Raw genomic sequence first — 21,477 nt, 5'->3', positions numbered from 1 at the left:
ATCCTCGCCCGGCATCCGAGCCGCCGGCATCCTCCTGAAGTCGGAACCCGCCTCCTCCCCTGGCATCCTTGGGCGGGTGAGCAGCAACGACACCGAAGACCGGCCGGCCGTCGGGGCGGACAGCCCCTTCCGGCAGGAGCGCATCGCCCGCGACGAGGCACCCCAGTTCGTCCTTCCCCTGGTGGTGCGGATCGAGAAGAGCGAACCGCCCGCCCGGACGGACGCGCTGGAGACGGCGGCCCGGGCGGTGCTCGTCCTGCTGTCGGACGAGCGGGCACACGGCGAGGGCGCCTGGGCCGAGGCGGTCCGCGACTGGCAGGACGCCCGGATCCGCAAGGTGGTGCGGCGGGCGCGCGGCGCGGAGTGGCGCAAGGCGGAGGCCCTGCCCGGCATCACGGTGGAGGGCGCGGGCGCACAGGTGCGGGTGTTCCCGCCGGTGCCGCTGGACGGCTGGCCGAAGGAGCTCGTGAAGCTCCAGGTGTCGGGCACCGACCTGGACGACCCGGAGCCGGTCGGCCCGGCCGGGCCCGGGGTGCCGGTGCTGTGGCTCAACCCGGACCTGGACATGTCGGCCGGCAAGTCCATGGCCCAGGCCGGGCATGCGGCGCAGCTGGCCTGGTGGGAGCTGAGCGGCGTGGAGCGCGCCGAGTGGCGGGAGTCCGGTTTCCGGCTGGCCGTACGGACGGCCGCGCCGGAGCGGTGGGCGGAGCTGACCGGGAGCGGCCTGCCGCTGGTCCGGGACGCCGGCTTCACCGAGATCGCGCCGGGCTCCTGCACGGTGGTGGCGGACCACCCGGCCCTGCGGACCCGGCTGCCCCGCTAGGGGGTGGCCGACGGGCGGCGGACGGGTCGACAGCGGCGCGCTCCCGGCCCCGCTAGTCCGCTTCGTGCTCCATGACGCGGCGGGCCGCCTCGGCCTCCGCCGCCGGCGGGGAGAGCTCGTCCAGGGTGTCCAGCTCGTCGTCGGACTCCAGTTCCCGCTCCCAGGTGGCCGCGAGCCGTTCCTGCTCCTCGCGCGGCTTCCCGCCGACCGCCTCCCGGTGCTCCGGGTCCAGGGCCTTCAGGAAACGTACGACCGCGTCCGTAGCCATGCCGAGCTCCTTGTCGCCGGGGTGGAGAAGGGGGTGGGGCGGCTGGTCCGCTCCCGACCCAGCATGGCGAAGCCCGGCCCGGCGGGGCGGCCGACGCGGCCCTGGACCACCCGAATGCCTGCGCCTTCGCCGGACCCCGCGCGGAAGCTCAAATGTTGCTCTGAAACCGTTCCCGCTGCGATTGGCGTCCCGCTGCCGGGGTCATGACACCGGCACGGAGCGATGGAAGGGGGGCGAGGGGCATGAAGCCCATGGCACGCCTGGGGGTGGGGATCGGCTGGCGGCCGGAGATCGCGGAGGCGGTGGAGCGGCTGCCGGGACTGGACTGGGTCGAGGTGGTGGCCGAGAACCTGTGTCCCGGCCACCTGCCCGAGTCCCTGCTGCGGCTGCGCGAGCGCGGCGTGACGGTGGTCCCGCACGGGGTCTCGCTGGGTCTCGGCGGGGCGGACCGGCCGGATCCCGGCCGGCTGGCCGACCTGGGTGAGCGGGCGGTGGCGCTGGGGGCCCCGCTGGTCACCGAGCACATCGCGTTCGTCCGCAGCTCCTCGCCCGTGCTGGAGGCCGGGCACCTGCTGCCGGTGCCGCGGACGCGGGACGCCTTGGACGTCCTCTGCGAGAACGTGCGGATCGCGCAGGACGCGCTGCCGGTGCCGCTGGCACTGGAGAACATCGCCGCGCTGGTGAACTGGCCCGGCGAGGAGCTGACGGAGGGCCGGTTCCTGGCCGAGCTGGTGGAGCGGACCGGCGTACGGCTGCTGATCGACGTGGCCAACCTGCACACGAACCGGGTGAACCGCGGCGAGGACCCGCTGTCCGTGCTGGCCGCGCTGCCGCCGGAGGCCCTGGCGTACGTCCATGTGGCCGGCGGCGTGGAGCGGGACGGGGTGTGGCACGACACGCACGCCCACCCGGTGCCGCCGCAGGTCCTCGACCTGCTGGGCGAGCTGCGGGAGCGGGTGGACCCGCCGGGGGTGCTGCTGGAACGGGACGACGACTTCCCGCCGGAGGCGGAACTGGCGGGCGAACTGGCCGCGATCCGCGCCGTCCTGGCCGCCCCGGCCGGACGGTCCGCAAAGAGGCCGGCCACAGCCGCGCAGCCCCCCGCCGGAGAGCTCCCGCCCGGGCGGACCTCGGCCGGGCAGTCGCCCGCCGGGAAGTCCCCCGCCGGAGCCGGGCAGCCGGCGGACGGAAAGTCCGCGGCCGAGCCGGTCGCAGCCGGGGCCGGGCCGGCGGTCGCGCCCGAGGCCGGGCCGGTCGGCGCGGCCGCGGCACGGCCGGCCGTCGCGCCCGGGGTCGAGTCGGCGGTCGCGGCCGGACCGGTGACCGCGGCCGGGACGGTCGGCGCGGCCGCGGCAGGGCTGGCGGTCGCGGCAGGGCTGGCGGTCGCGGCCGGACCGGGGGGCGCAGCCGGACCGGGGGGCGCAGCCGGACCGGTGGCCGCAGCCGGATCGGTGCCCGCGGACGCGCCGGTGGCCGCAGCCGGACCGGTGCCCGCGCCCGGACCGGTGCCCGCGGCCGAGCCGGTGGCCGCAGCCGATCCGGTGGCCGCGCCCGGACCGGTGGCCGCGGCGGGAGCGGTGGCCGCGGACGCGCCCACCGCGGCGGTCGGGATCGACGGTGCACGTGGCCGGGTCGGGGTTGCGCAGATCGCGCTGCTGTCCGCGCTCGTCGCCGGAACTCCGGTGCCCGAGGGTTTCGACCGGCAGCGGGTCGCGGTGCAGGCCCGGGCGCTGGTGGCCAAGCGGGCCTCGGTGGTGCGCAGGATCGCGCCCGAGCTCGTCGGCATCCTCGGCGGCCCGGACGCGTTCCGGTCGGCCTTCTCCGGCTATGCCCGGCACCGGCCGATGACCGGCGGCTACCGGCGGGACGCCCTGGACTTCGCCGAGCACCTGCTGGTCCACGGCCGGCCGGCGGAACCGGCCGCCCGGCGCCGGCTCACCCGCTGGTGGCAGGACCGGGCGGACGGCCCGCCGCGCAGCCTGCTCGGCCGGTGGACCCGCCGGCTCGGACTGGGCCCGCGTCCGGGGAGGGCCGCCGCATGATCGTGGTCACCGTGCTGGTCTGGCTGGCCGTGGCCGGCTCCACCGGGTACGCCGCCCTCGGCATCCGGCGGGCCCGGGGCCCGGCCCTGCCCCGGCCGGCGCTGCTGGACAGCACCGAGGCCGCGTTCCTGACCGGCGGCCCCCGCCGGGTGGTGGACGCGGCGCTGGTCTCGCTCTGCTACGACGGGCGGATGATGATCGGCGGTCCCGGCATCGTGCAGGTGCGGACCGGGGCCCAGGGGCACGACCCGGTGGAACGCGCCGTGCTGGAGGTGTTCGGCGGGGCGGCGAGCGGCGCGCTGTACCCGCTGCGGTCGGCGACGCAGACCCACCCGGCGGTCCGGGAGACCGGTGAAGGGCTCGCCGCGCGCGGGCTGCTGGGCGCGCCGCGGGCGCTGTCCCGCTGGCGCACCTGGGCGGCGGTCCAGGCCGTGCTCTGCTTCCTGGCCCTGCCCACGCTCGCGGTGCTCGCCGCCGTCGACCTCGGGCCGGCCCTGGCCGCGCTGCCCGCGCCGCTGCTGGGGATCGCCGCCGCCGTGGTGCTGGCCGTGCCGGCCGGCAGCCGGACCACCCGGGCGGGCCGGCAGGCGCTGGACGCCTACCGCCGGGCCTACGCGCACAGTCCGGACCCGCGGGTGGCCGTTTCGCTGAAGGGGCCGCTCGCCGTGCCCGACCGGCTGCTGCGGATGCAGCTGGTCCGTACCGCGCCGGGGCCCCGACCCGGGCCCCGGCCCGGGTCCCGGCCGCCGTCCCGCGGCACCCGCTCCTCCTCGGGCGACGGCGGCCAGCTGCCGTCGGTGTGGTGCGCCGCCGGGAACAGCTCCTGCGCGAGTGGAAACGGCGATTCCGGCTCCCCTTCCGGTTCCGGCTGCTCGAGCTGGTCGAGCTGCGCCGGCGGCTCAAGCGGCTCAAGCTGTGCGAGCAGTTCCGGCGGATCGGGTTGCGGCAGTTCGTCCAGTTCCGGTTGAAGCAGCAGCTCCTGACGCTTCATCACGGGCTCATCACGACCTGTTCACACCTCTGCACCACCCTGACCTGGGACGTTCCACGTCTTGTAGACATCCCCAATGTTCTGGGTCCTGTTCCTGCTCGTGGCCTGGGCCGGAGTGCTGATATCCGGCACCTGCCTGCTGCGAGCAGCCACCGAAGCCGCCGAGCCCGCCGCCGGCCCGGTCACCGTCCACCACCACGACGAGCTGAACCTCTACGAGGCGGCCTATCTGGCCGGCGGCCCGCGCCGGGTCGCCGACCTCACCCTGGTCTCCATGGAGCGCGAGCGGCGCCTGCTGCTGGCGCACACGGGCTGGGCGACCGTGGTGGATCCGGTCGGCCGGGACCCGCTCGAACGGTCCGTGCTCGGCGCCATCGGCCCGGACGGCCAGTCCCCCGTCGCGGCCGTCCGTACCGCGGCCGCCGAGGACCGGGCCGTACGCCGGCTCGCCGAGCAGCTCGGCGAGGCCGGACTGGCCGTGCCGCCGGGCGTCCGGGCCGGCCTCGGCACCGGCGTCCGGGCGGTGCGGGGCGCCGCCCTGCTGGTGGTCGCGATGACCGCGGCCGCCCTCTCGATGCCCTCGGCCAGCACCGACACCGCCCTGGTCCTGTGCTGGTTCGGGCTGCCGCTGCTGCTGGCCCTGGCCCTCCTCGCGATGGCCCGGTTCGACATGTCCACGCACTCCGCCTGGGCCTCCCCCGCCGGGGAGCGGTTGCTGACCGGGCTGCGTTCGGCCGACCACGGCTATCTCGCCGCCGTCGCCGTCCGCGGGGTGTCCGCGGTCACCGACCCGGGGCTGCGCGCCGCCCTGTCCTCCGGCGACCGGGGGCTCCTGCCGCGGCAACGGGGTCATTGACCGCGACACCCGGCGGCCCTGCTTTACATGGAGGGCGGTCGGCCCTGTGATCGGACCATCCGATGACATGAGAAAGGGGCCGCTGCCATGCGGACTCCGCTCGCCCGCTACGGAGCCGCCGCCGCGGTGCTCTCCCTCACCCTGTGCGCCCCGGACCCGGCCCCCGCCCGCGCGGCCACGACCACCCCCACGACCATCCCCGCCCGCAACACCGCCGAGGGCGCCGGCGCCGAGCTCGCCGCCCGCCGGGCCGCCGCCCGCCCCCTCGCCTTCGGTACCTGCCCCGCCGCCGAAGGCCTGCCCGCCCCGGTCCGCTGCGCGCTGCTGCGGGTCCCGCTCGACTACGCCCGCCCGGACGGCCCGCAAATCTCCCTGACCGTCAGCCGGGTGCCCGCCACCGGCCGCAGGACCACCCGCCGCCAGGGCGCGCTGGTCTACAACCCCGGCGGGCCGGGCGCCTCGGGCACGTTCTTCCCGATGGTGGCCGGTCTCCCCGAGTGGCAGCGGATCTCCGCCGCCTACGACCTGGTCGGCTACGCCCCCCGCGGAGTGGGCGGTTCCGCCCCGCTGTCCTGCCGGTCCGCCGACGACCACGCCCGCGCTCCCCGCCAGGTCCCGGCCGCGCCCTCGGCCGCGTACAAACGGCAGCGGATCGCGGAGGCCCGGGCCTACGCGCGGGGCTGCGCGGAGCGCGGGGGCGCTGCCCTGCCGTACTACTCGACCCTCAACAACGCCCGCGACCTGCACGTCCTGCGGGCCGCCCTGGGCGAGCCCAAACTGAGCTTCTTCGGCGCCTCGTACGGCACCTACTACGGGGCGGTGTACGCCACCCTCTACCCGGGGCACGTCCGCCGGATGGTGTTCGACTCGGCGGTCGACCCCGATCCGCGGCGCATCTGGTACCGCAACAACCTGGGCCAGTCCGCGGCCTTCGAACGGCGCTGGTACGACTTCCGGGCCTGGGCGGCCCGGCACCACACCACGTACCGGCTGGGCGCCACCCCGGCTGCGGTGCGGGCGAGCTACGAGAAGGTGCGGGAGGCGGTGGCCCGGCGGCCGGCCGGCGGGGTGGTGGGCACCGGGGAACTCCAGGCCGCCTATCTGAAGGCGGCGTACTACGACGAGGTCTGGCCGATGCGGGCGGCCGCCCTGACCGCGTTCCTGGCCGGGGATCCGAAGCCGCTGGTGGAGCAGGCCGCCCCCGATCCTGCGGCGGCCGCGGCGGACGAGAACGCCACCGCGGTCTACACGGCGGTGCTGTGCAACGACGCGCCCTGGCCGGGCGACTTCGCCGTCTGGGACCGCGACCACACCGAACTGGCGCGCCGGGCCCCCTTCGAGACCTGGGCCAACGCCTGGCTGAACCTGCCGTGCGCGTACTGGCCGGTGTCACCCCGGCAGCAGCCGGTGGAGGTGGGCGGGCAGCCGGGCCGGCTGCCCCGGACGCTGATCCTGGCGGCGGAACGGGACGCGGCCACCCCGTACCGGGGGGCGCTGGAGCTCCAGCGGCGGCTCGGCCCGGAGGCGGCCCTGGTCACGGAGCGGGGGGCGGGCACCCACGGGGTGGCGGGCGGCCGCAACGCCTGCGTGGACCGGCATCTGGAGCGGTATCTGCTGACCGGTCACACCGCGGGACGGCGGTCCGGCTGTGCGCCGCATCCGGAGCCCGCACCGGTGTCGCTGGACGGCGGGGCAGCTGCGACCCGCGGGTCGCTGCTGCCTCCGGCCGTCTGAACTTCCGGGCGGGGTCTCCGGCTGCGTCGTTTCGGGGGCAGGGCCTCCCGATCCACCGGAGGCACTCACCTGGCGGTGTGGTCGTCCTCCGGTCCTTCCCCCCAGGGGAGGTCTCAGGCGAGCCCGGCCACCAGATCGGCGACGGACTTGCGGCGTCCGGTGTAGAAGGGCACCTCTTCACGGACGTGCATGCGGGCCTCGGAGGCGCGCAGGTGACGCATCAGGTCGACGATGCGGTACAGCTCGTCGGCCTCGAAGGCGAGCAGCCACTCGTAGTCGCCCAGCGAGAAGGAGGCGACGGTGTTGGCGCGGACGTCGGGGTAGCCGCGGGCCATCTTGCCGTGGTCGGCGAGCATCCGGCGGCGGTCCTCGTCGGGCAGCAGGTACCAGTCGTACGAGCGCACGAACGGGTAGACGCTGACGTAGTCGCGGGCGACCTCGTCGGCCAGGAAGGCCGGGATGTGGGACTTGTTGAACTCGGCGGGGCGGTGCAGCGCCATGTTCGACCACACCGGCTCCAGGGCGCGGCCCAGCTTGGTGCGGCGGAACAGGTTGTAGGCGGTCTGCAGCTCGTCCGAGGTCTCGGCGTGCCACCAGATCATGATGTCGGCGTCGGCGCGCAGGCCGGACACGTCGTACGTGCCGCGGACGGTGATGTCCTTGGCCGCGAGCTGGTCGAACAGCTCCTGCACCTCGTCGGCGTAGCCGGCGCGGTCCTCCGGAAGCACGTCTTTCAGCTTGAAGACGGACCACAGGGTGTAGCGAATGACCTCGTTGAGGTCCTTGGCCTTCTTCCCCGCGTTGGGGATCTTCTCCGGTGCAGTCATGTATCCATTGTCCCTGCCCTGATCAGTGGTCCGTGCCAGGGGTGCCCACAAGGCCGGACACGGCCGCGCGCGCGCTCGCGATGCAGGCGGGGACGCCCACGCCGTCGTAGATCGCACCGCAGACGGCGAGGCCCGGGACGGCCGAGACGGCGGTCCGGATCCGGGCCACCCGGTCGAGGTGGCCGACCGGGTACTGGGGCAGTCCGCCGTCCCAGCGGGTGACGGTGGCGGCCACCGGGCGGGCGGCCAGGCCGACGGCCTCGCCGAGGTCGGCGAGGGAGACGTCGACGAGTTCGGAGTCCTCCCGCTGGAGGTCCTTCTCGTCGCCGTAGCGGCCCACCGAGGCGCGCAGCAGGAACAGGCCGGGGTCGGCGTCGTTCCAGGCCCACTTGTTGCTGGAGAAGGTGGACGCCTTGATCGTCCGGCCGTCCACGGGCGGTACGAGGAACCCGCTGGCGGCCCCCGAGGTGATCGCCGCGGGCAGGTCGGAGCGCCGGAACGCCAGGGTGACGAGGGCCATGGAGGCGTATTCGACGGCGCGCAGCTCGGCGGCGGCCGCGGGGGCGGGGCCGTCGAGCAGCCGGGCGGCCGGCCCGGCCGGGGTGGCGAGGACCACCGCGTCGGCGTCGACGGTGCCGCCGTCCGCCGTCACGGCCCGCCAGCCCCCGGGCGTACGGAGCAGTTCGGTGACCGGGGTGTCGGTGAGGATGCGGGCGCCGGCCGCCCGGCAGGCCTCGGCGACGGCGAGCGGCAGCCGTCCGATGCCGCCCTCGATGCCGGCGAAGACGGGGCCGGAGGCGGCGGCGCCGATCGTGTGGGTGCGTTCGGCGGCCTCCCGCTGGATGGAGCGGACGGCCTCGGTGAGGGAGGGGTGGGCGAGCAGGGCCCGGTGGAGGGCGGGGATCGCGGCGCGCATCGAGATGCGGTAGGCGTCCCCGGCGTACACCCCGCCGAGCAGCGGTTCGACGAGCCGGTCGACGACCTCGCGGCCGAGGCGGGCGGCGACGTACTCGCCGACGGCGACGTCCCCGCCGGCGGCGAGGTCCTCGCCGGCCTCCCCGGGCGGCAGGGGCCGCTCGGCCTCGGCGCGGGCCAGGCCCTCGGCGGAGAGCACCCCGGAGGCGGCGAGCGGGCCGAGTTCGCCGGGGACGCCCATGACGTGGCCGCGGGGCATCGGGCGGAGCACACCGCGGGTCCACAGCTGGGCGGTGGCGGTGGCGGGCGGCTGCAGGGCGTCGCCGAGGCCGACGGCGCGGGCGAGGTCCAGGGCTTCGGAGCGGCGGGCGAGGAGGGATTCGGCGCCGAGGTCGACGGGGACGCCGGCGAGTTCGGCCGCGTACAGCTTGCCGCCGAGCCGGGGGCCGGCTTCCAGGAGGGTCACCCGGGCGCCCTCGGCGAGCAGGTGGTGGGCGGCTGCGAGGCCGGCGATGCCACCGCCGACCACGAGGACATGGCCGGGTCCGCCGGGCTGCCGGGTCGCCGGGTCCGGCCGGTTCAAGTCCGCTGTGCGCATGTCCGCTTCGTCCATGGACGACATCGTCTCAGACCGGACGCCGGGCCCGGCCCGGGCATGGTCCGGGCATGGCCCGAGGCCGGACCGTGACCGGTTCGGAACCGGCTCGGAACCGTGGATGCGAAACCGGCGGCGGGGCCCGGCACGTCGAACCAGCGATACTTCGGCCGAGCCCCGGGGGGCAGTCAGCATGACGCGTACGTACGGAATCCGCTCCACCAGACGCCGCTCGACCAGGGGCCGTTCGGCCGGGGTGCTGGTGACCCTGGCCGCCGTGGGGGCGCTGGCACTCACCGGCTGCGCGGCGGAGGACGGCGCCGGGAGCGCCGACGCCAAGAGCGACCGGGCGGCCGCCGCCCCGCAGGGGGCCGCGGACGCCAAACCCGGGGAGAAGGAGGCGGCGGGCGCGGGCGCGGCCGCCCCGTCGGCCGCCGCCGGGGCCCCGGGCAAGCCGGTGCAGGTGCGGCAGCACATCATCCGCACCGCGACGCTGGGCGTCGAGGCGAAGGACGCGCAGGAGGCCCTGGCGGCGGCCCGCACCGCGGCCGAGGGCGCGGGCGGGTACGTGGGCAACGAGTCCACCCGGCGCGACGACTCCGGGGTGATGACCTCGACGGTGACCCTGCGGGTGCCCGGGGACCGCTTCGATTCGGTGCTGAGCGCGCTGGAGGGCGGCGGGAAGCTGCTGCACCGCAAGGTGGAGGCGCAGGACGTCACCGAGAAGGTGGTCGACGTCGACAGCCGGGTCCGGTCCCAGCAGGCCAGCGTGGCCCGGGTGCGGGAGATGATGGACAAGGCCTCGGCGCTGAGCGACGTGGTCATGCTGGAAGGGGAACTGAGCAAGCGTCAGTCGGAGCTGGAGTCGCTGCTCGCGCAGCAGACGGCGCTGAAGGACCAGACCTCGCTGGGCACGATCACCATGGAGGTGAGCGAGCCCGCCGCCAAGCCCGCGAAGGAGAAGGAGGACGAACCGGCCTTCCTGGACGCCCTGGAGGGCAGCTGGGGCGTGTTCCTCGCGGTGCTGAAGTGGATCACCCTGGTGGTGGGCGCGGTCCTGCCGTTCGCCCTGGCCGGCGCGGTCCTGCTGGCGCTGTGGAAGGTGTACCGGCGGGTCCGCCCTGCTCCGGCCCGGCAGCGGCTGGCACCGGCCGCCCCGCGGGTGGGGCCGCAGTGGCCCGGCCCCGGCGACCGCCGGTCCGGTTCCGCGGCCCCGGCCGCCGCCGCCGAGGACCCCGGAGCGACGGACCCCGGAGCGACGGACACCGGGGCCGACGTACGGCACTGACGCGCCTTCACGCATAGCGTGTTCCGCGGATGACGTCGGCGGAGGGCGGTACGGGTGATGGCAGCGGAGCGACTGGTCGTGGTCGGGGGCGATGCGGCGGGCATGTCCGCCGCATCGCAGGCCCGCCGGCTGAAGGGCGCGGACGAGCTGGAGATCGTGGCCTTCGAGCGGTCGCACTTCACCTCGTACTCGGCGTGCGGGATCCCGTACTGGATCGGCGGCCTGGTCACGGAGCGGGACGCGCTGGTCGCCCGTACGCCGGAGGAGCACCGGGCACGGGACATCGACCTGCGCATGCGGACCGAGGTCACCGAGCTGGACCTGGCCGGGCAGCGGGTGCGCAGCCGGGACCTGGAGAGCGGCACCGAGTCCTGGACCGGCTACGACCGCCTCGTCCTGGCCACCGGCGCCCGGCCGGTCCGGCCCCGGCTGCCCGGGATCGGGGCGGCCGGGGTGCACGGAGTGCAGAGCCTCGACGACGGGCAGCGGCTGCTGGATTCCCTGGCGCGGACCCGGGGCCGCCGGGCGGTGGTGGTCGGCGCCGGGTACATCGGCGTGGAGATGGCGGAGGCCCTGGTACAGCGGGACTTCGAGGTGACCGTGCTGCACCGCGGCGAGCAGCCGATGTCCACCCTCGACCCGGACATGGGCGGCCTGGTGCACAGCGCGATGAACGGCATGGGGATCCGTACGGTCGCCCGCGCCGAGGCCGTGAAGATCCTTCAGGACGGCGACGGCAGGGCGAGGGCGGTGGCGGCCGCGGCCGGCGAGGAGTATCCGGCGGACGTGGTGGTCCTGGGCATCGGCGTGGAACCGCGCACCGCCCTGGCCCGGGCGGCCGGCCTGCCGCTCGGCGAGTCGGGCGGGCTGCTGACCGACCTGTCGATGCGGGTCCGGGGCCACGAGAACATCTGGGCGGGCGGGGACTGCGTGGAGGTGCTGGACCTGGTCTCGGGCCGCACCCGGCACATTCCGCTGGGCACCCACGCGAACAAGCACGGGCAGGTGATCGGATCGGGGGTGGGCGGCGGCTACGCGACCTTCCCCGGGGTGGTCGGCACGGCGGTGAGCAAGGTGTGCGACCTGGAGATCGCCCGGACCGGACTGCGGGAGAAGGACGCACGGGCGGTGGGCCTGCGCTTCGTCACCTCCACGATCCGTTCGACGAACACGGCCGGGTACTACCCGGGGGCGGCGGAGATGACGGTGAAGATGCTGGCGGAACGCCGGACGGGGCGCCTGCTGGGCGTCCAGATCGTCGGGGGCGCGGGCTCCGCGAAGCGGGTGGACATCGCGGCGGTCGCGCTGACCGCCGGCATGACGGTGGAGCAGGTGGTCTCGCTGGACCTGGGCTACGCCCCGCCGTTCTCCCCGGTCTGGGACCCGGTCCTGGTGGCGGCCCGCAAGGCGGTCCAGGCGGTCCGCGCGACGGGCGTCTGACCAGGCGGGGCCGTCCCCCGCCGCTGCCCCTGCCCCCGCGGCGGCGCGCCGATATCCTGGTGGCGGAACCTCGGGGGCTCCCCACTCAGAAGGTCACAGGTGACCACGATGAACCGTCATCGTTGTCTCATGCTCCTCACCGCCCCGCTCCTGGCCTCCTCGGTCGCCCTCACCCCCGCCTTCGCGGCCCAGGGCCGCACGGCGGAGGCCGGCGCGGCGTCCGCGCGAGGCCCGGCCCCCTTGTGCGAGCTGGTCCCGCACAGGACCGGCCAGCCGGGCCAGGCCAGCGGCTACGACCTCCTCCTCCGCGGTTTCGCCCCGAACCAGTCGGTACGGGTCGAGGGGCCGAAGACGGCCCTGCGCACGACGGTGGACGATCAGGGCCAGCTCGAGCGGCAGAACGTCCGCTACGGCACGTACAGCGTCAGCTACAAGGAAGAAGGGGCGCAGAAGGACAAGCGGCTCCGGTGCAGCGCGCCGCCCCGGAAGCAGGACGGCGGCAAGCAGAAGATCAAGGTCACCAAGGTCGAGGTGCTCACCATCGACAAGCCTGCGACTCCCGTCGACTGCACCAAGCCGCAGAAGGTGGCCTTCGACGGCAAGATCACGGCCGTCGGTCACGGAAAGGTCCCCTACTACTGGACGTTCGCGTCCAGCGCCGAACCCTTCGCCACGGGCTCTGTCACCTTCGAGCCCGGCACCACGGGCCATTCCATCCTCAAGGTGGTCGAGGTGCCCGGTACGACGAACCCCACGACGTCGTTGGACGTCTTCATGACCCTTCATGTCCCGGACCACGAGCTGAGCGCGCGCAGCGAGCAGGTGAAACTTCCCTGCGCCAAGAAGCAGTGAGCCGGCCGCGGATGCAGCCGTCCGGCGGCCGGACTCCGGCGGTCAGGCCGCCGACGACAGCAGGGCGGTGATCACCCGGCGGGCCGTATCGGCCATCTCCGGCTTCGTCTCGCGGTAGTAGCGGAGCTCCATCAGCGCGATCGACAGCGCCCAGCCGCGACCCCGCGCCCACATCGCCCCGTCGGCGTCCAGCGCGGCCCGGAAGGCCGGCCGGGCCTCGGCGGGCAGGATGTACCAGGCGGCGATCGTGTCCACGGCGGGGTCGCCCAGCCCCAGGCAGCCGAAGTCGATGACGGCGCTCAACCGCCCCCGCACGGTCAGCACGTTGCCGGGCTGCAGGTCGGCATGGATCCACACCGGCGGCCCGGTCCAGCCGGGCGCCTCCAGGGCCGCCTCCCACACGGCGGCCGCCCCGGCGGTGTCGAGTTCGTCGTACAGCTCGGCGAGCGCTTCCCGGGTGGCCGCGTCCCGTGCCGCCAGGGGTTCACTGCGGTACGCGGCGGGCCCGCCGGCGGGGTCGGCCGCCCGCAGGGCGGTGATGAAGCCGGCCAGGTCCGCGGCGAGCGGCCCGGCGTCGGCGGGCGGCGCGGCGGCCGGCGTGTCCCCGTCCAGCCAGCGGTACACCGACCACGGCCACGGGTAGCCCTCGGCCGGCTCCCCCCGCCCCAGCGGGACCGGGACCGCCGTCGGCAGCTGCGGCGCGAGCCGCGGCAGCCAGTGGTGCTCGGTGTCCACGTCGCCGGCGGCCGAGGCGGTGCGCGGCAGCCGGACCACCATGTCGGTGCCGAGCCGGTACATCACGTTGGACGTGCCGCCCGAGGGCACCCGGGTGACGGGCAGCCCGGACCACTGCGGGAAACGTGCCCGGACCAGGCGCCGGACCAGGTCCTCGTCCAGCTCGGGCTCGTCCGCGTGCAGCCGCTCCGCCGCCATGCCGGGCTTAGCGGGCCGTCTGCGTGTGGACGTAGTCCACCAGGCGGGTCAGGGCGTCCGGGTCCGTGGTCGGCAGGACGCCGTGGCCCAGGTTGAAGACGTGGCCCTCCAGCGAGGAGGCCGCGGCGAGCACCTCGTCGGTCTTGGCCCGCACGGCCTCCTCGGTGGAGAAGAGGACGGCCGGGTCCAGGTTGCCCTGCAGCGCCTTGCCGGGCCCGACCCGGCGCGCCGCCTCGTCCAGCGGGATGCGCCAGTCGACGCCGACGACGTCCGCGCCGGCCTCGCCCATCAGGCCCAGCAGCTCGCCGGTGCCCACGCCGAAGTGGATCCGCGGGACGCCGTAGGAGGCCACCGACTCGAAGACCTTCGCCGAGGCCGGCATCACGGAGCGGCGGTAGTCCGCCGGGGCGAGCGCGCCGACCCAGGAGTCGAAGAGCTGGACCGCGGAGACACCGGCCTCGATCTGGACCTTCAGGAAGGCGGAGGTGATCTCCGCGAGGCGGTCCAGCAGGTCGGCCCACAGCTGCGGGTCGCCGTACATGAGCGCCTTGGTGTGCTCGTGGTTGCGGGACGGTCCGCCCTCGACGAGGTAGCTCGCAAGAGTGAAAGGTGCGCCGGCGAAGCCGATCAACGGGGTGGAGCCGAGTTCACCCGTGAGCATGCCGATCGCCTCGGTGACGTAGGCGACATCCTCGGGTGTCAGGTCGCGCAGCTGTGCGAGGTCCTCGCGGCGGCGGATGGGCTGTGCGACGACCGGACCGATGCCCGGCTTGATGTCCAGGTCGATGCCGATGGCCTTGAGCGGGACCACGATGTCGGAGAAGAAGATCGCCGCGTCGACCTTGTGGCGGCGCACCGGCTGCAGGGTGATCTCGGTGACCAGGTCGGGCCGCATGCAGGACTCCAGCATGGCGGTGCCCTCGCGGACCTTGCGGTATTCGGGGAGGGAGCGCCCGGCCTGCCGCATGAACCACACCGGGGTGTGCGGCACCGGCTCGCGCCGGCAAGCCTTCAGGAAGGCGGAATCGTACGTCTGACTCGGCTGGCCCGTCGGGCGTTCGTTGGCGCTCACGACCCAAATCTTCGCACGTATGAAGAAGTGCCCGCCTCGGCACGGGTGTCCCTGCGCTGAACGGGGCCTTCTTCCGCCTAGTCTTCCCCGCATGGCTGCGGCTCAGGGACGATTTTCAGATGGCGCCGACGGTGTGGACAGCGCGAAGGAGACCTCCGTCCCGCTGCCGTTCCGACGGGCGGTCGAGGGCTTGAAGAAGGCCCGGCTGCGTCCGGAGATCGAGATCGACCCGACCAAGCCGCCGCAACGGCTCGCCCCGCACGCCTACGCGCTGGAGGCCGCGGTGGTCGACGGGGAGGAGGACCTGGCCGACGGCCGGCTGATCCTGCTCCACGACCCGGCCGGGCACGAGGCCTGGCACGGGACCTTCCGGCTGGTGACGCTCGTACGGGCGGAGCTGGAGCCGGAGATGGCCGCGGACCCGCTGCTGCCGGAGGTGTGCTGGTCCTGGCTGACCGGGGCGCTGGAGGCGCGCGGGCTGACGTACGGGGAGGCGAGCGGCACCGTGACCATGGCGAGCTCGCACTACTTCGGCGGGCTCGGGGAGCGGCGGCCTGCGACGCAGATCGAGATCAGGGCCTCGTGGACCCCCCGGGAGGGGGTGGGCGGGGTGCCGGACACGGCGGCCCACCTGTCCGCGTGGTGCGAGCTGCTGTGTCAGATCGCCGGGTTGGAACCGCTGCCTCCGGCCGATCCGGGCGTGGTCTCCCTGCCCCAGCGGCGCGGTCCGCACCACCCGTGACTCGTAACCGAGTGTCAGAACGGGGCATCCGTTGCGGGTTCCTGATCGCGCCCTGATCGATCACCGATCGATCGCGCGTCCGAATTGCCCGAATTGTTACTCACCAAATCGTGATCATTCCCTAAAGCCGGGCGGGTGACGTGCCGAAGGAGTCAGTGACCATCCGCACGGAGCGCACCGGCTTCCTTCCCCGAGCCGGCGCCGTCCCGCCACTCCCCCAGGAGGCCTGGTGTCCGTTCTTCTCGAGCAGCCCGCAAGCCTGGTCGCCTACCGCCCGAACAAGCCGACGGCCATGGTCGTCGTCGCCGACCCGCGCGTCCGTTCCACCGTGACCCGCCACCTGTGGGCCCTCGGAGTACGAGACGTGATCGAGGCATCGTCCATCGCGGAGGCCCGTCCCCGCGTCGGCAACCCGCGCGACATCTGCGTGGCCGACGTCCACCTGCCCGACGGTTCCGGTCTCACCCTGCTCTCCGAGACCCGGGCCGCCGGCTGGCCGAACGGCCTGGCCCTGTCCGCCGCCGACGACATCGGCGCGGTCCGCAACGCCCTCGCGGGCGGCGTCAAGGGTTACGTCGTCACCGGTACGCGTACCAACATCGGGCTGCCCACCCGGCCGGGCGCCGCGCCCATCGGGTCGGCCGCCGCACGGATGCACCGCCGCCCCCCGGGTGCCCCGAGCCACCCGGGCGGCTACCGCGAGCTCTCCGGCCGCGAGGTCGAGGTCCTGCGCCTCGTCGCGGAGGGCCAGTCCAACAAGGCCATCGGCGTCTCGATGGGCCTGTCCGCCCTGACCGTCAAGTCCCACCTGGCCCGGATCGCCCGCAAGCTGGGCACCGGCGACCGTGCCGGAATGGTCGCCGTCGCCCTCCGGACCGGGATCATCCACTGAGTCCGGGCCGCGGCCCCCGAATAGATCCCCCGACGGACTCCCTGACAGAGTCCCCGACAGACCCTCCGACCGAAGCCGGGACGAACGCCCGGGGATCCCCCGGCGAACCCCGAGATGACGCAGTACATACGCATCGCGCCCGTCGACGGAACGTTCCGGCGACGGGCGCGTCGTATACACGGATACCCTTGACCGGTGACCGACGCCCAAGAGACCGCAGCAGACCTGCGCACCACCACCGGGGGCGGCCCCCCGGACGACGTCGAAGTTCCGTCCGATGGGCTGCCGATTCCGCTGCTCGAACCCCGCGACGGGATTCCCCCGGTGGTCGCCGACGAGGACTCCCTCGCCCGGGTGATCGCGGCCTTCGCCGCGGGAACCGGACCCGTCGCCGTCGACGCCGAACGCGCCTCCGGATACCGCTACGGCCAGCGCGCCTACCTGGTGCAGCTGCGCCGCGAGGGCGCCGGCTCCGCGCTGATCGACCCGGTGGGCTGCCCCGACCTGTCAGGCCTCGGCGAGGCGCTGTCCGGTACGGAGTGGATCCTGCACGCCGCCACCCAGGACCTGCCGTGCCTGCGCGACATAGGCATGGTGCCGACCTCCCTGTTCGACACCGAGCTGGCCGGCCGGCTCGCCGGGTTCCCCCGGGTGGGGCTGGGCGCGATGGTCGAGAGCGTGCTCGGCTACGCGCTGGAGAAGGGGCACTCGGCGGTCGACTGGTCGACCCGGCCGCTGCCCGAGCCGTGGCTGCGGTACGCCGCGCTGGACGTGGAGCTCCTCGTCGACCTGCGGGACGCGCTGGAGAAGGAACTGGACCGGCAGGGCAAGCTCGACTGGGCCCGGCAGGAGTTCGACGCCATCGCCTCGGCACCGCCGGCCCCGCCCCGCAAGGACCCGTGGCGGCGCACCTCCGGCATGCACAAGGTGCGCCGGCGTCGGCAGATGGCCGTGGTGCGCGAGCTGTGGGAGACCCGGGACCGGATCGCCCAGCGGCGGGACGTCTCCCCGGGCAAGGTGCTGGGGGACGCGGCGATCGTCGAGGCCGCCCTCGCCGTACCCGCCAACGTGCACGCACTCTCCGCCCTGCCCGGCTACGGGCAGCGGATGGGGCGGCGCCAGCTGGAGCAGTGGATGGCCGCGGTGGACCGGGCCAAGGCCCTGCCCGAGGCCGAGCTGCCGCAGCCGGGGGCGACCCCGTCCGGCCCGCCGCCGCCCCGCTCCTGGGCGGACAAGGACCCGGCCGCCGCGGCCCGCCTGTCGGCGGCCCGGACCGCCGTATCGGCGCTAGCCGAGCAGCTGAACCTGCCCCAGGAGAACCTGATCACCCCGGACACCGTTCGGCGGCTGTGCTGGGAGCCGCCGATGCAGGTCTCGGCCGCTTCGGTGGCCCAGGCCCTGGGGGACTGCGGGGCCCGCCCCTGGCAGGTCGAACAGGTCACTCCCGTGCTGACCGAGGCCCTGACCGAGACGGCCTGACCGACTCCCCCGAAGCCCCCGGCCCCACCGGCCGGGGGCTTCGCCGCACCCTGCGGGGCCTTTTCCCCTCCCCGCCCCTTCCCGAACTGGGGCTCCGCCCCAGGCCCCGCGCCTCAAACGCCGGCGGGGCTGGAATGTGCTGCGCACATCCAGCCCGCGCAGCGGACCCGAGTGTGACCTTCGCCGCTCCGACGGCAAGGGGTGTCCACACCGGTTACCCGCAAGTAGCATGGGCCAGGTGAGCGCGCGCTCAGGAAATCGGAGCGCGACGCCGCGCAGCAGTGCAACCCCGCACCCTGGAGGAGAGCCATCGTGCCTCGTACCGTCAGGGACGTCGTCTTCGTCGACGGCGTCCGCACCCCGTTCGGCAAGGCGGGCCCGAAGGGCATCTACCACGAGACCCGCGCCGACGACCTCGTCGTGAAGGCGATCCGGGAGCTGCTGCGCCGCAACCCGGACCTCGACCCGAAGAAGATCGACGAGGTCGCCATCGCGGCCACCACGCAGATCGGTGACCAGGGTCTGACGCTGGGCCGCACGGCCGGCATCCTCGCCGGGCTCCCGCAGTCCGTGCCGGGCTACTCGATCGACCGCATGTGCGCCGGCGCGCTGACCGCCGTGACCGCCGTCGCGGGCGGCGTGGCCTTCGGTGCGTACGACGTCGCCGTCGCCGGCGGTGTCGAGCACATGGGCCGCCACCCCATGGGCGAGGGCGTCGACCCGAACCCGCGCTTCGTCTCCGAGAAGCTGGTCGACGAGTCCGCCCTGTTCATGGGCATGACCGCCGAGAACCTGCACGACCGCTACCCGGCGATCACCAAGCTCCGCGCCGACGAGTACGCCGTGCGCTCGCAGGAGAAGGCCGCCAAGGCGTACGCCGACGGCAAGATCCAGCAGGACCTGGTCCCGATCTCGGTGCGCAACACCAACGAGGCCGTGGGCGAGACCGGCTGGGGCCTGGTCACCTCCGACGAGCCGATGCGCCCGGGCACCACCCTGGAGAACCTGGCCGGCCTGAAGACCCCGTTCCGCGTCCACGGCCGGGTCACCGCGGGCAACGCCGCCGGCCTGAACGACGGCGCCACCGCGGCCCTCATCGCCTCCGAGGACTTCGCCCGCGAGAACAACCTGCCGGTCAAGATGCGCCTGGTCTCGTACGCCTTCGCCGGCGTCGAGCCCGAGGTGATGGGCTACGGCCCGATCCCGGCCACCGAGAAGGCCCTCGCCCAGGCCGGCCTGTCGATCTCCGACATCGGCCTGTTCGAGATCAACGAGGCCTTCGCCGTCCAGGTCCTCGCCTTCCTGGAGCACTACGGCATCGCCGACGACGACGCCCGCGTCAACCAGTACGGCGGCGCCATCGCGTTCGGCCACCCGCTCGCCTCCTCCGGCGTCCGCCTGATGACGCAGCTGGCCCGCCAGTTCGAGGAGCAGCCGCACGTCCGCTACGGCCTGACCACCATGTGCGTCGGCTTCGGCATGGGCGCCACGGTCATCTGGGAGAACCCGCACTTCACCAACGCCGAGGGAGACTCCAAGTGAGCACCACCGCTGAGCTCCTGAAGGGCGCGGCCGAGCTGTTCCCGGACGAGGTCGTCACGTCCGCGCACGTCCGCCACCTCGAGCTGCCGTACGGCGCCGGGCGCTTCGCGCTCATCACGCTGGACAACGGCTTCGACCACACCAAGCCGACCACCTTCGGCCCGCAGTCCCTCGCCAACCTGAACGCGGCGATCGACCAGGTCGAGCAGGAGGCCATCGCCGGCTCCATCGTCGGCGCCGGCATCACGGGCAAGCCGTTCATCTTCGCGGTCGGCGCCGACCTCAAGGGCGTCGAGCTGCTGAAGAAGCACGAGGAGGCCCTGGCCATCGGCAAGGGCGGCCACGACGTCTTCAAGCGTCTCGCCGCGCTCGCCGTCCCCACCTTCGCGTACTACAACGGCGCGGCGATGGGCGGCGGTGTCGAGGTCGGCCTGCACTGCACCTACCGCACCGTCTCCAAGGCCATCCCGGCCTTCTCGCTGCCCGAGGTCTTCCTCGGTCTGGTTCCGGGCTGGGGCGGCTGCACCATCCTGCCGAACCTGATCGGCGCCGAGCGTGCCGTCTCGGTGATCATCGAGAACTCGCTCAACCAGAACAAGCAGCTCAAGGGGCAGCAGGTCTTCGACCTGGGCATCGCCGACGCCCTGTTCGAGGGTGCCGACTTCCTGGAGCAGTCGCTGCTCTGGACCGCGAAGGTCCTGAAGGGCGAGACCGAGGTCGTCCGAGCCGAGATCGACCGCGGCGAGGGCTGGGACGCGGCCGTCGCCAAGGGCCGCTTCATCGCGGACTCCAAGGTGCACGGCGCGGCCCCGGCCGCCTACCGCGCCCTCGACATCATCGCCGCCTCCAAGGACGGCGACCTCCAGGCCGGCTTCGACGCCGAGGACACCGCGCTCGCGGACCTCATCATGGGCGGCGAGCTGCGCTCCGGCATCTACGCCTTCAACCTGGTGCAGAAGCGCGGCAAGCGCCCGGCCGGCGCCCCGGACAAGAACCTGGCGCGCCCGGTCACCAAGGTCGGCGTCGTCGGCGCGGGTCTGATGGCCTCGCAGCTGGCGCTGCTGTTCCTGCGCCGCCTGGAGGTGCCGGTGGTCCTCACCGACATCGACCAGGAGCGGGTCGACAAGGGTGTGGGCTACGTCCACGCCGAGATCGAGAAGCTGCTCGGCAAGGGCCGCATCAACCAGGACAAGGCCAACCGCCTCAAGGCGCTGGTGACCGGTGTCCTGGACAAGGCCGAGGGCTTCGCGGACGCGGACTTCATCATCGAGGCCGTGTTCGAGGAGATGTCCGTCAAGCAGAAGGTGTTCGCGGAGGTCGAGGCGGTCGCCCCGGCGCACGCGATCCTCGCCACCAACACCTCCTCGCTGTCGGTGTCGGAGATGGCCTCCAAGCTCCAGCACCCGGAGCGCGTGGTCGGCTTCCACTTCTTCAACCCGGTCGCGATCCTCCCGCTGCTGGAGATCGTCCGCGGCGAGCAGACCGACGACGCCTCGCTGGCCACCGCCTTCGGCGTGGCCAAGAAGCTGAAGAAGACCGCGGTCCTCACCAAGGACGCCCCGGCGTTCGTCGTGAACCGCATCCTCACCCGCTTCATGGGCGAGATCCAGAACGTCATCGACGAGGGCACCCCGGTGGTCACGGCGGAGAAGGCCATCGAGCCGCTCGGCCTGCCGATGTCCCCGCTGGTGCTGCTGGAGCTGGTCGGCCCGGCCATCGGCCTGCACGTCTCCGAGACCCTGAACCGCGCCTTCCCGGAGCGCTTCACCGTCTCGCCGAACCTGAAGCGGGTCGTCGAGGCCGGCAAGCGCGGCTTCTACGTCTACTCCGCCGAGAATGGCTTCAAGCCCGAGCTGGACCCCGAGGTCGCCGCCCTCCTCGTCCAGGGCGACAGCGTCCTGACCGAGGAGCAGGTCCGCGACCGCGTCCTGGACGCGGTGGCGCAGGAGATCGGCCTGATGCTGGAGGAGGGTGTCGTGGCCGAGGCCCAGGACATCGACCTCTGCCTCATCACCGGTGCGGGCTGGCCCTTCCACCTGGGCGGCATCACCCCGTACCTGGACCGTGAGGGCGTTTCCGAGCGGGTGAACGGCAAGAAGTTCCTCGCCCCGGGTGTCGCGAGCGTCCCGGCGTAAGGCACGTACGGCAGACACGGCGAAGCCCCTCCGCACCCGGTGCGGAGGGGC

18 protein-coding genes are annotated in these 21,477 nt (G+C 74.1%); 13 read left to right on the top strand and 5 right to left on the bottom strand.

The window, feature by feature from the left end; genetic code table 11:
* Positions 1-76 precede the first annotated feature (76 nt).
* A complete protein-coding gene (locus AB0447_RS09250) occupies positions 77-823 on the top strand; it encodes an aminoacyl-tRNA hydrolase (RefSeq protein ID WP_366475933.1) in 747 nt (248 codons plus the stop codon).
* A 52-nt stretch (positions 824-875) separates the two neighbouring features.
* On the opposite strand, the gene AB0447_RS09245 is transcribed toward AB0447_RS09250, so the two are convergent.
* Complete coding sequence (locus tag AB0447_RS09245; RefSeq protein WP_366475932.1) at positions 876-1,091, bottom strand: hypothetical protein; 216 nt, start codon at positions 1,089-1,091, stop codon at positions 876-878.
* Positions 1,092-1,333: 242 nt separating this feature from the next.
* On the opposite strand from AB0447_RS09245, the gene AB0447_RS09240 reads away from it, so the two are divergent.
* The 4 genes from AB0447_RS09240 (at position 1,334) to AB0447_RS09225 (ending at position 6,714) form a co-directional block, all read left to right on the top strand.
* Positions 1,334-3,133, top strand: a complete 1,800-nt coding sequence (locus AB0447_RS09240; RefSeq protein WP_366475931.1) for a DUF692 family multinuclear iron-containing protein — start codon at positions 1,334-1,336, stop codon at positions 3,131-3,133.
* Complete coding sequence (locus tag AB0447_RS09235) at positions 3,130-4,101, top strand: TIGR04222 domain-containing membrane protein (RefSeq protein ID WP_366475930.1); 972 nt, start codon at positions 3,130-3,132, stop codon at positions 4,099-4,101. The genes AB0447_RS09240 and AB0447_RS09235 overlap by 4 nt, the downstream gene beginning before the upstream one ends.
* Before the next feature lie 99 nt (positions 4,102-4,200).
* A complete protein-coding gene (locus AB0447_RS09230) occupies positions 4,201-4,980 on the top strand; it encodes a TIGR04222 domain-containing membrane protein (protein WP_366475929.1) in 780 nt (259 codons plus the stop codon).
* Between the two features lie 87 nt (positions 4,981-5,067).
* Entirely contained in the window at positions 5,068-6,714 is a 1,647-nt protein-coding gene (locus AB0447_RS09225; protein WP_366475928.1) for an alpha/beta hydrolase, read from the top strand.
* Positions 6,715-6,827: 113 nt separating this feature from the next.
* Here the strand turns inward: AB0447_RS09225 and hemQ are convergent, their stop codons facing one another.
* Positions 6,828-7,541: a hydrogen peroxide-dependent heme synthase gene (gene hemQ, locus AB0447_RS09220; RefSeq protein ID WP_351889993.1), complete on the bottom strand. Its 714-nt coding sequence runs from the start codon at positions 7,539-7,541 to the stop codon at positions 6,828-6,830.
* 22 nt (positions 7,542-7,563) lie between these two features.
* The gene (gene hemG / locus AB0447_RS09215; protein WP_366476009.1) at positions 7,564-9,054 is read right to left on the bottom strand and encodes a protoporphyrinogen oxidase; all 1,491 of its coding nucleotides are present in this window, start codon (positions 9,052-9,054) and stop codon (positions 7,564-7,566) included.
* A 190-nt stretch (positions 9,055-9,244) separates the two neighbouring features.
* Between hemG and AB0447_RS09210 the strand changes: the two genes are divergently transcribed.
* The 3 genes from AB0447_RS09210 to AB0447_RS09200 all read left to right on the top strand — a co-directional run bounded on the left by AB0447_RS09210 (position 9,245) and on the right by AB0447_RS09200 (position 12,631).
* The gene (locus tag AB0447_RS09210; RefSeq protein WP_366475927.1) at positions 9,245-10,339 is read left to right on the top strand and encodes a DUF4349 domain-containing protein; all 1,095 of its coding nucleotides are present in this window, start codon (positions 9,245-9,247) and stop codon (positions 10,337-10,339) included.
* Positions 10,340-10,396: 57 nt separating this feature from the next.
* Positions 10,397-11,779 (top strand): FAD-dependent oxidoreductase, encoded by a 1,383-nt coding sequence (locus tag AB0447_RS09205; RefSeq protein ID WP_366475926.1) that lies wholly within the window; start codon positions 10,397-10,399, stop codon positions 11,777-11,779.
* A 129-nt stretch (positions 11,780-11,908) separates the two neighbouring features.
* Positions 11,909-12,631, top strand: coding sequence for a hypothetical protein (locus AB0447_RS09200; protein ID WP_366475925.1), 723 nt, complete (start codon positions 11,909-11,911; stop codon positions 12,629-12,631).
* A 42-nt stretch (positions 12,632-12,673) separates the two neighbouring features.
* On the opposite strand, the gene AB0447_RS09195 is transcribed toward AB0447_RS09200, so the two are convergent.
* Both AB0447_RS09195 and hemE read right to left on the bottom strand, forming a co-directional pair.
* Positions 12,674-13,564, bottom strand: coding sequence for an aminoglycoside phosphotransferase family protein (locus AB0447_RS09195; protein ID WP_366475924.1), 891 nt, complete (start codon positions 13,562-13,564; stop codon positions 12,674-12,676).
* Between the two features lie 7 nt (positions 13,565-13,571).
* Entirely contained in the window at positions 13,572-14,636 is a 1,065-nt protein-coding gene (gene hemE, locus AB0447_RS09190) for a uroporphyrinogen decarboxylase (RefSeq protein ID WP_366475923.1), read from the bottom strand.
* A 91-nt stretch (positions 14,637-14,727) separates the two neighbouring features.
* On the opposite strand from hemE, the gene AB0447_RS09185 reads away from it, so the two are divergent.
* From AB0447_RS09185 to AB0447_RS09165, 5 genes are all read left to right on the top strand, one after another.
* Complete coding sequence (locus tag AB0447_RS09185) at positions 14,728-15,378, top strand: DUF3000 domain-containing protein (protein WP_366475922.1); 651 nt, start codon at positions 14,728-14,730, stop codon at positions 15,376-15,378.
* Between the two features lie 229 nt (positions 15,379-15,607).
* The gene (locus AB0447_RS09180) at positions 15,608-16,270 is read left to right on the top strand and encodes a response regulator transcription factor (protein ID WP_150206749.1); all 663 of its coding nucleotides are present in this window, start codon (positions 15,608-15,610) and stop codon (positions 16,268-16,270) included.
* 195 nt (positions 16,271-16,465) lie between these two features.
* Complete coding sequence (locus AB0447_RS09175; RefSeq protein ID WP_366475921.1) at positions 16,466-17,749, top strand: ribonuclease D; 1,284 nt, start codon at positions 16,466-16,468, stop codon at positions 17,747-17,749.
* Between the two features lie 312 nt (positions 17,750-18,061).
* The gene (locus AB0447_RS09170; protein WP_366475920.1) at positions 18,062-19,291 is read left to right on the top strand and encodes an acetyl-CoA C-acyltransferase; all 1,230 of its coding nucleotides are present in this window, start codon (positions 18,062-18,064) and stop codon (positions 19,289-19,291) included.
* Complete coding sequence (locus AB0447_RS09165; protein WP_366475919.1) at positions 19,288-21,426, top strand: 3-hydroxyacyl-CoA dehydrogenase NAD-binding domain-containing protein; 2,139 nt, start codon at positions 19,288-19,290, stop codon at positions 21,424-21,426. Before AB0447_RS09170 ends, AB0447_RS09165 begins: the two co-directional genes overlap by 4 nt.
* Positions 21,427-21,477 lie beyond the last annotated feature (51 nt).

This window comes from Streptomyces sp. NPDC051211, from assembly GCF_040689505.1.
GTDB lineage: Bacteria > Actinomycetota > Actinomycetes > Streptomycetales > Streptomycetaceae > Streptomyces.
This window is presented reverse-complemented; position numbering and strand designations above follow the sequence as displayed.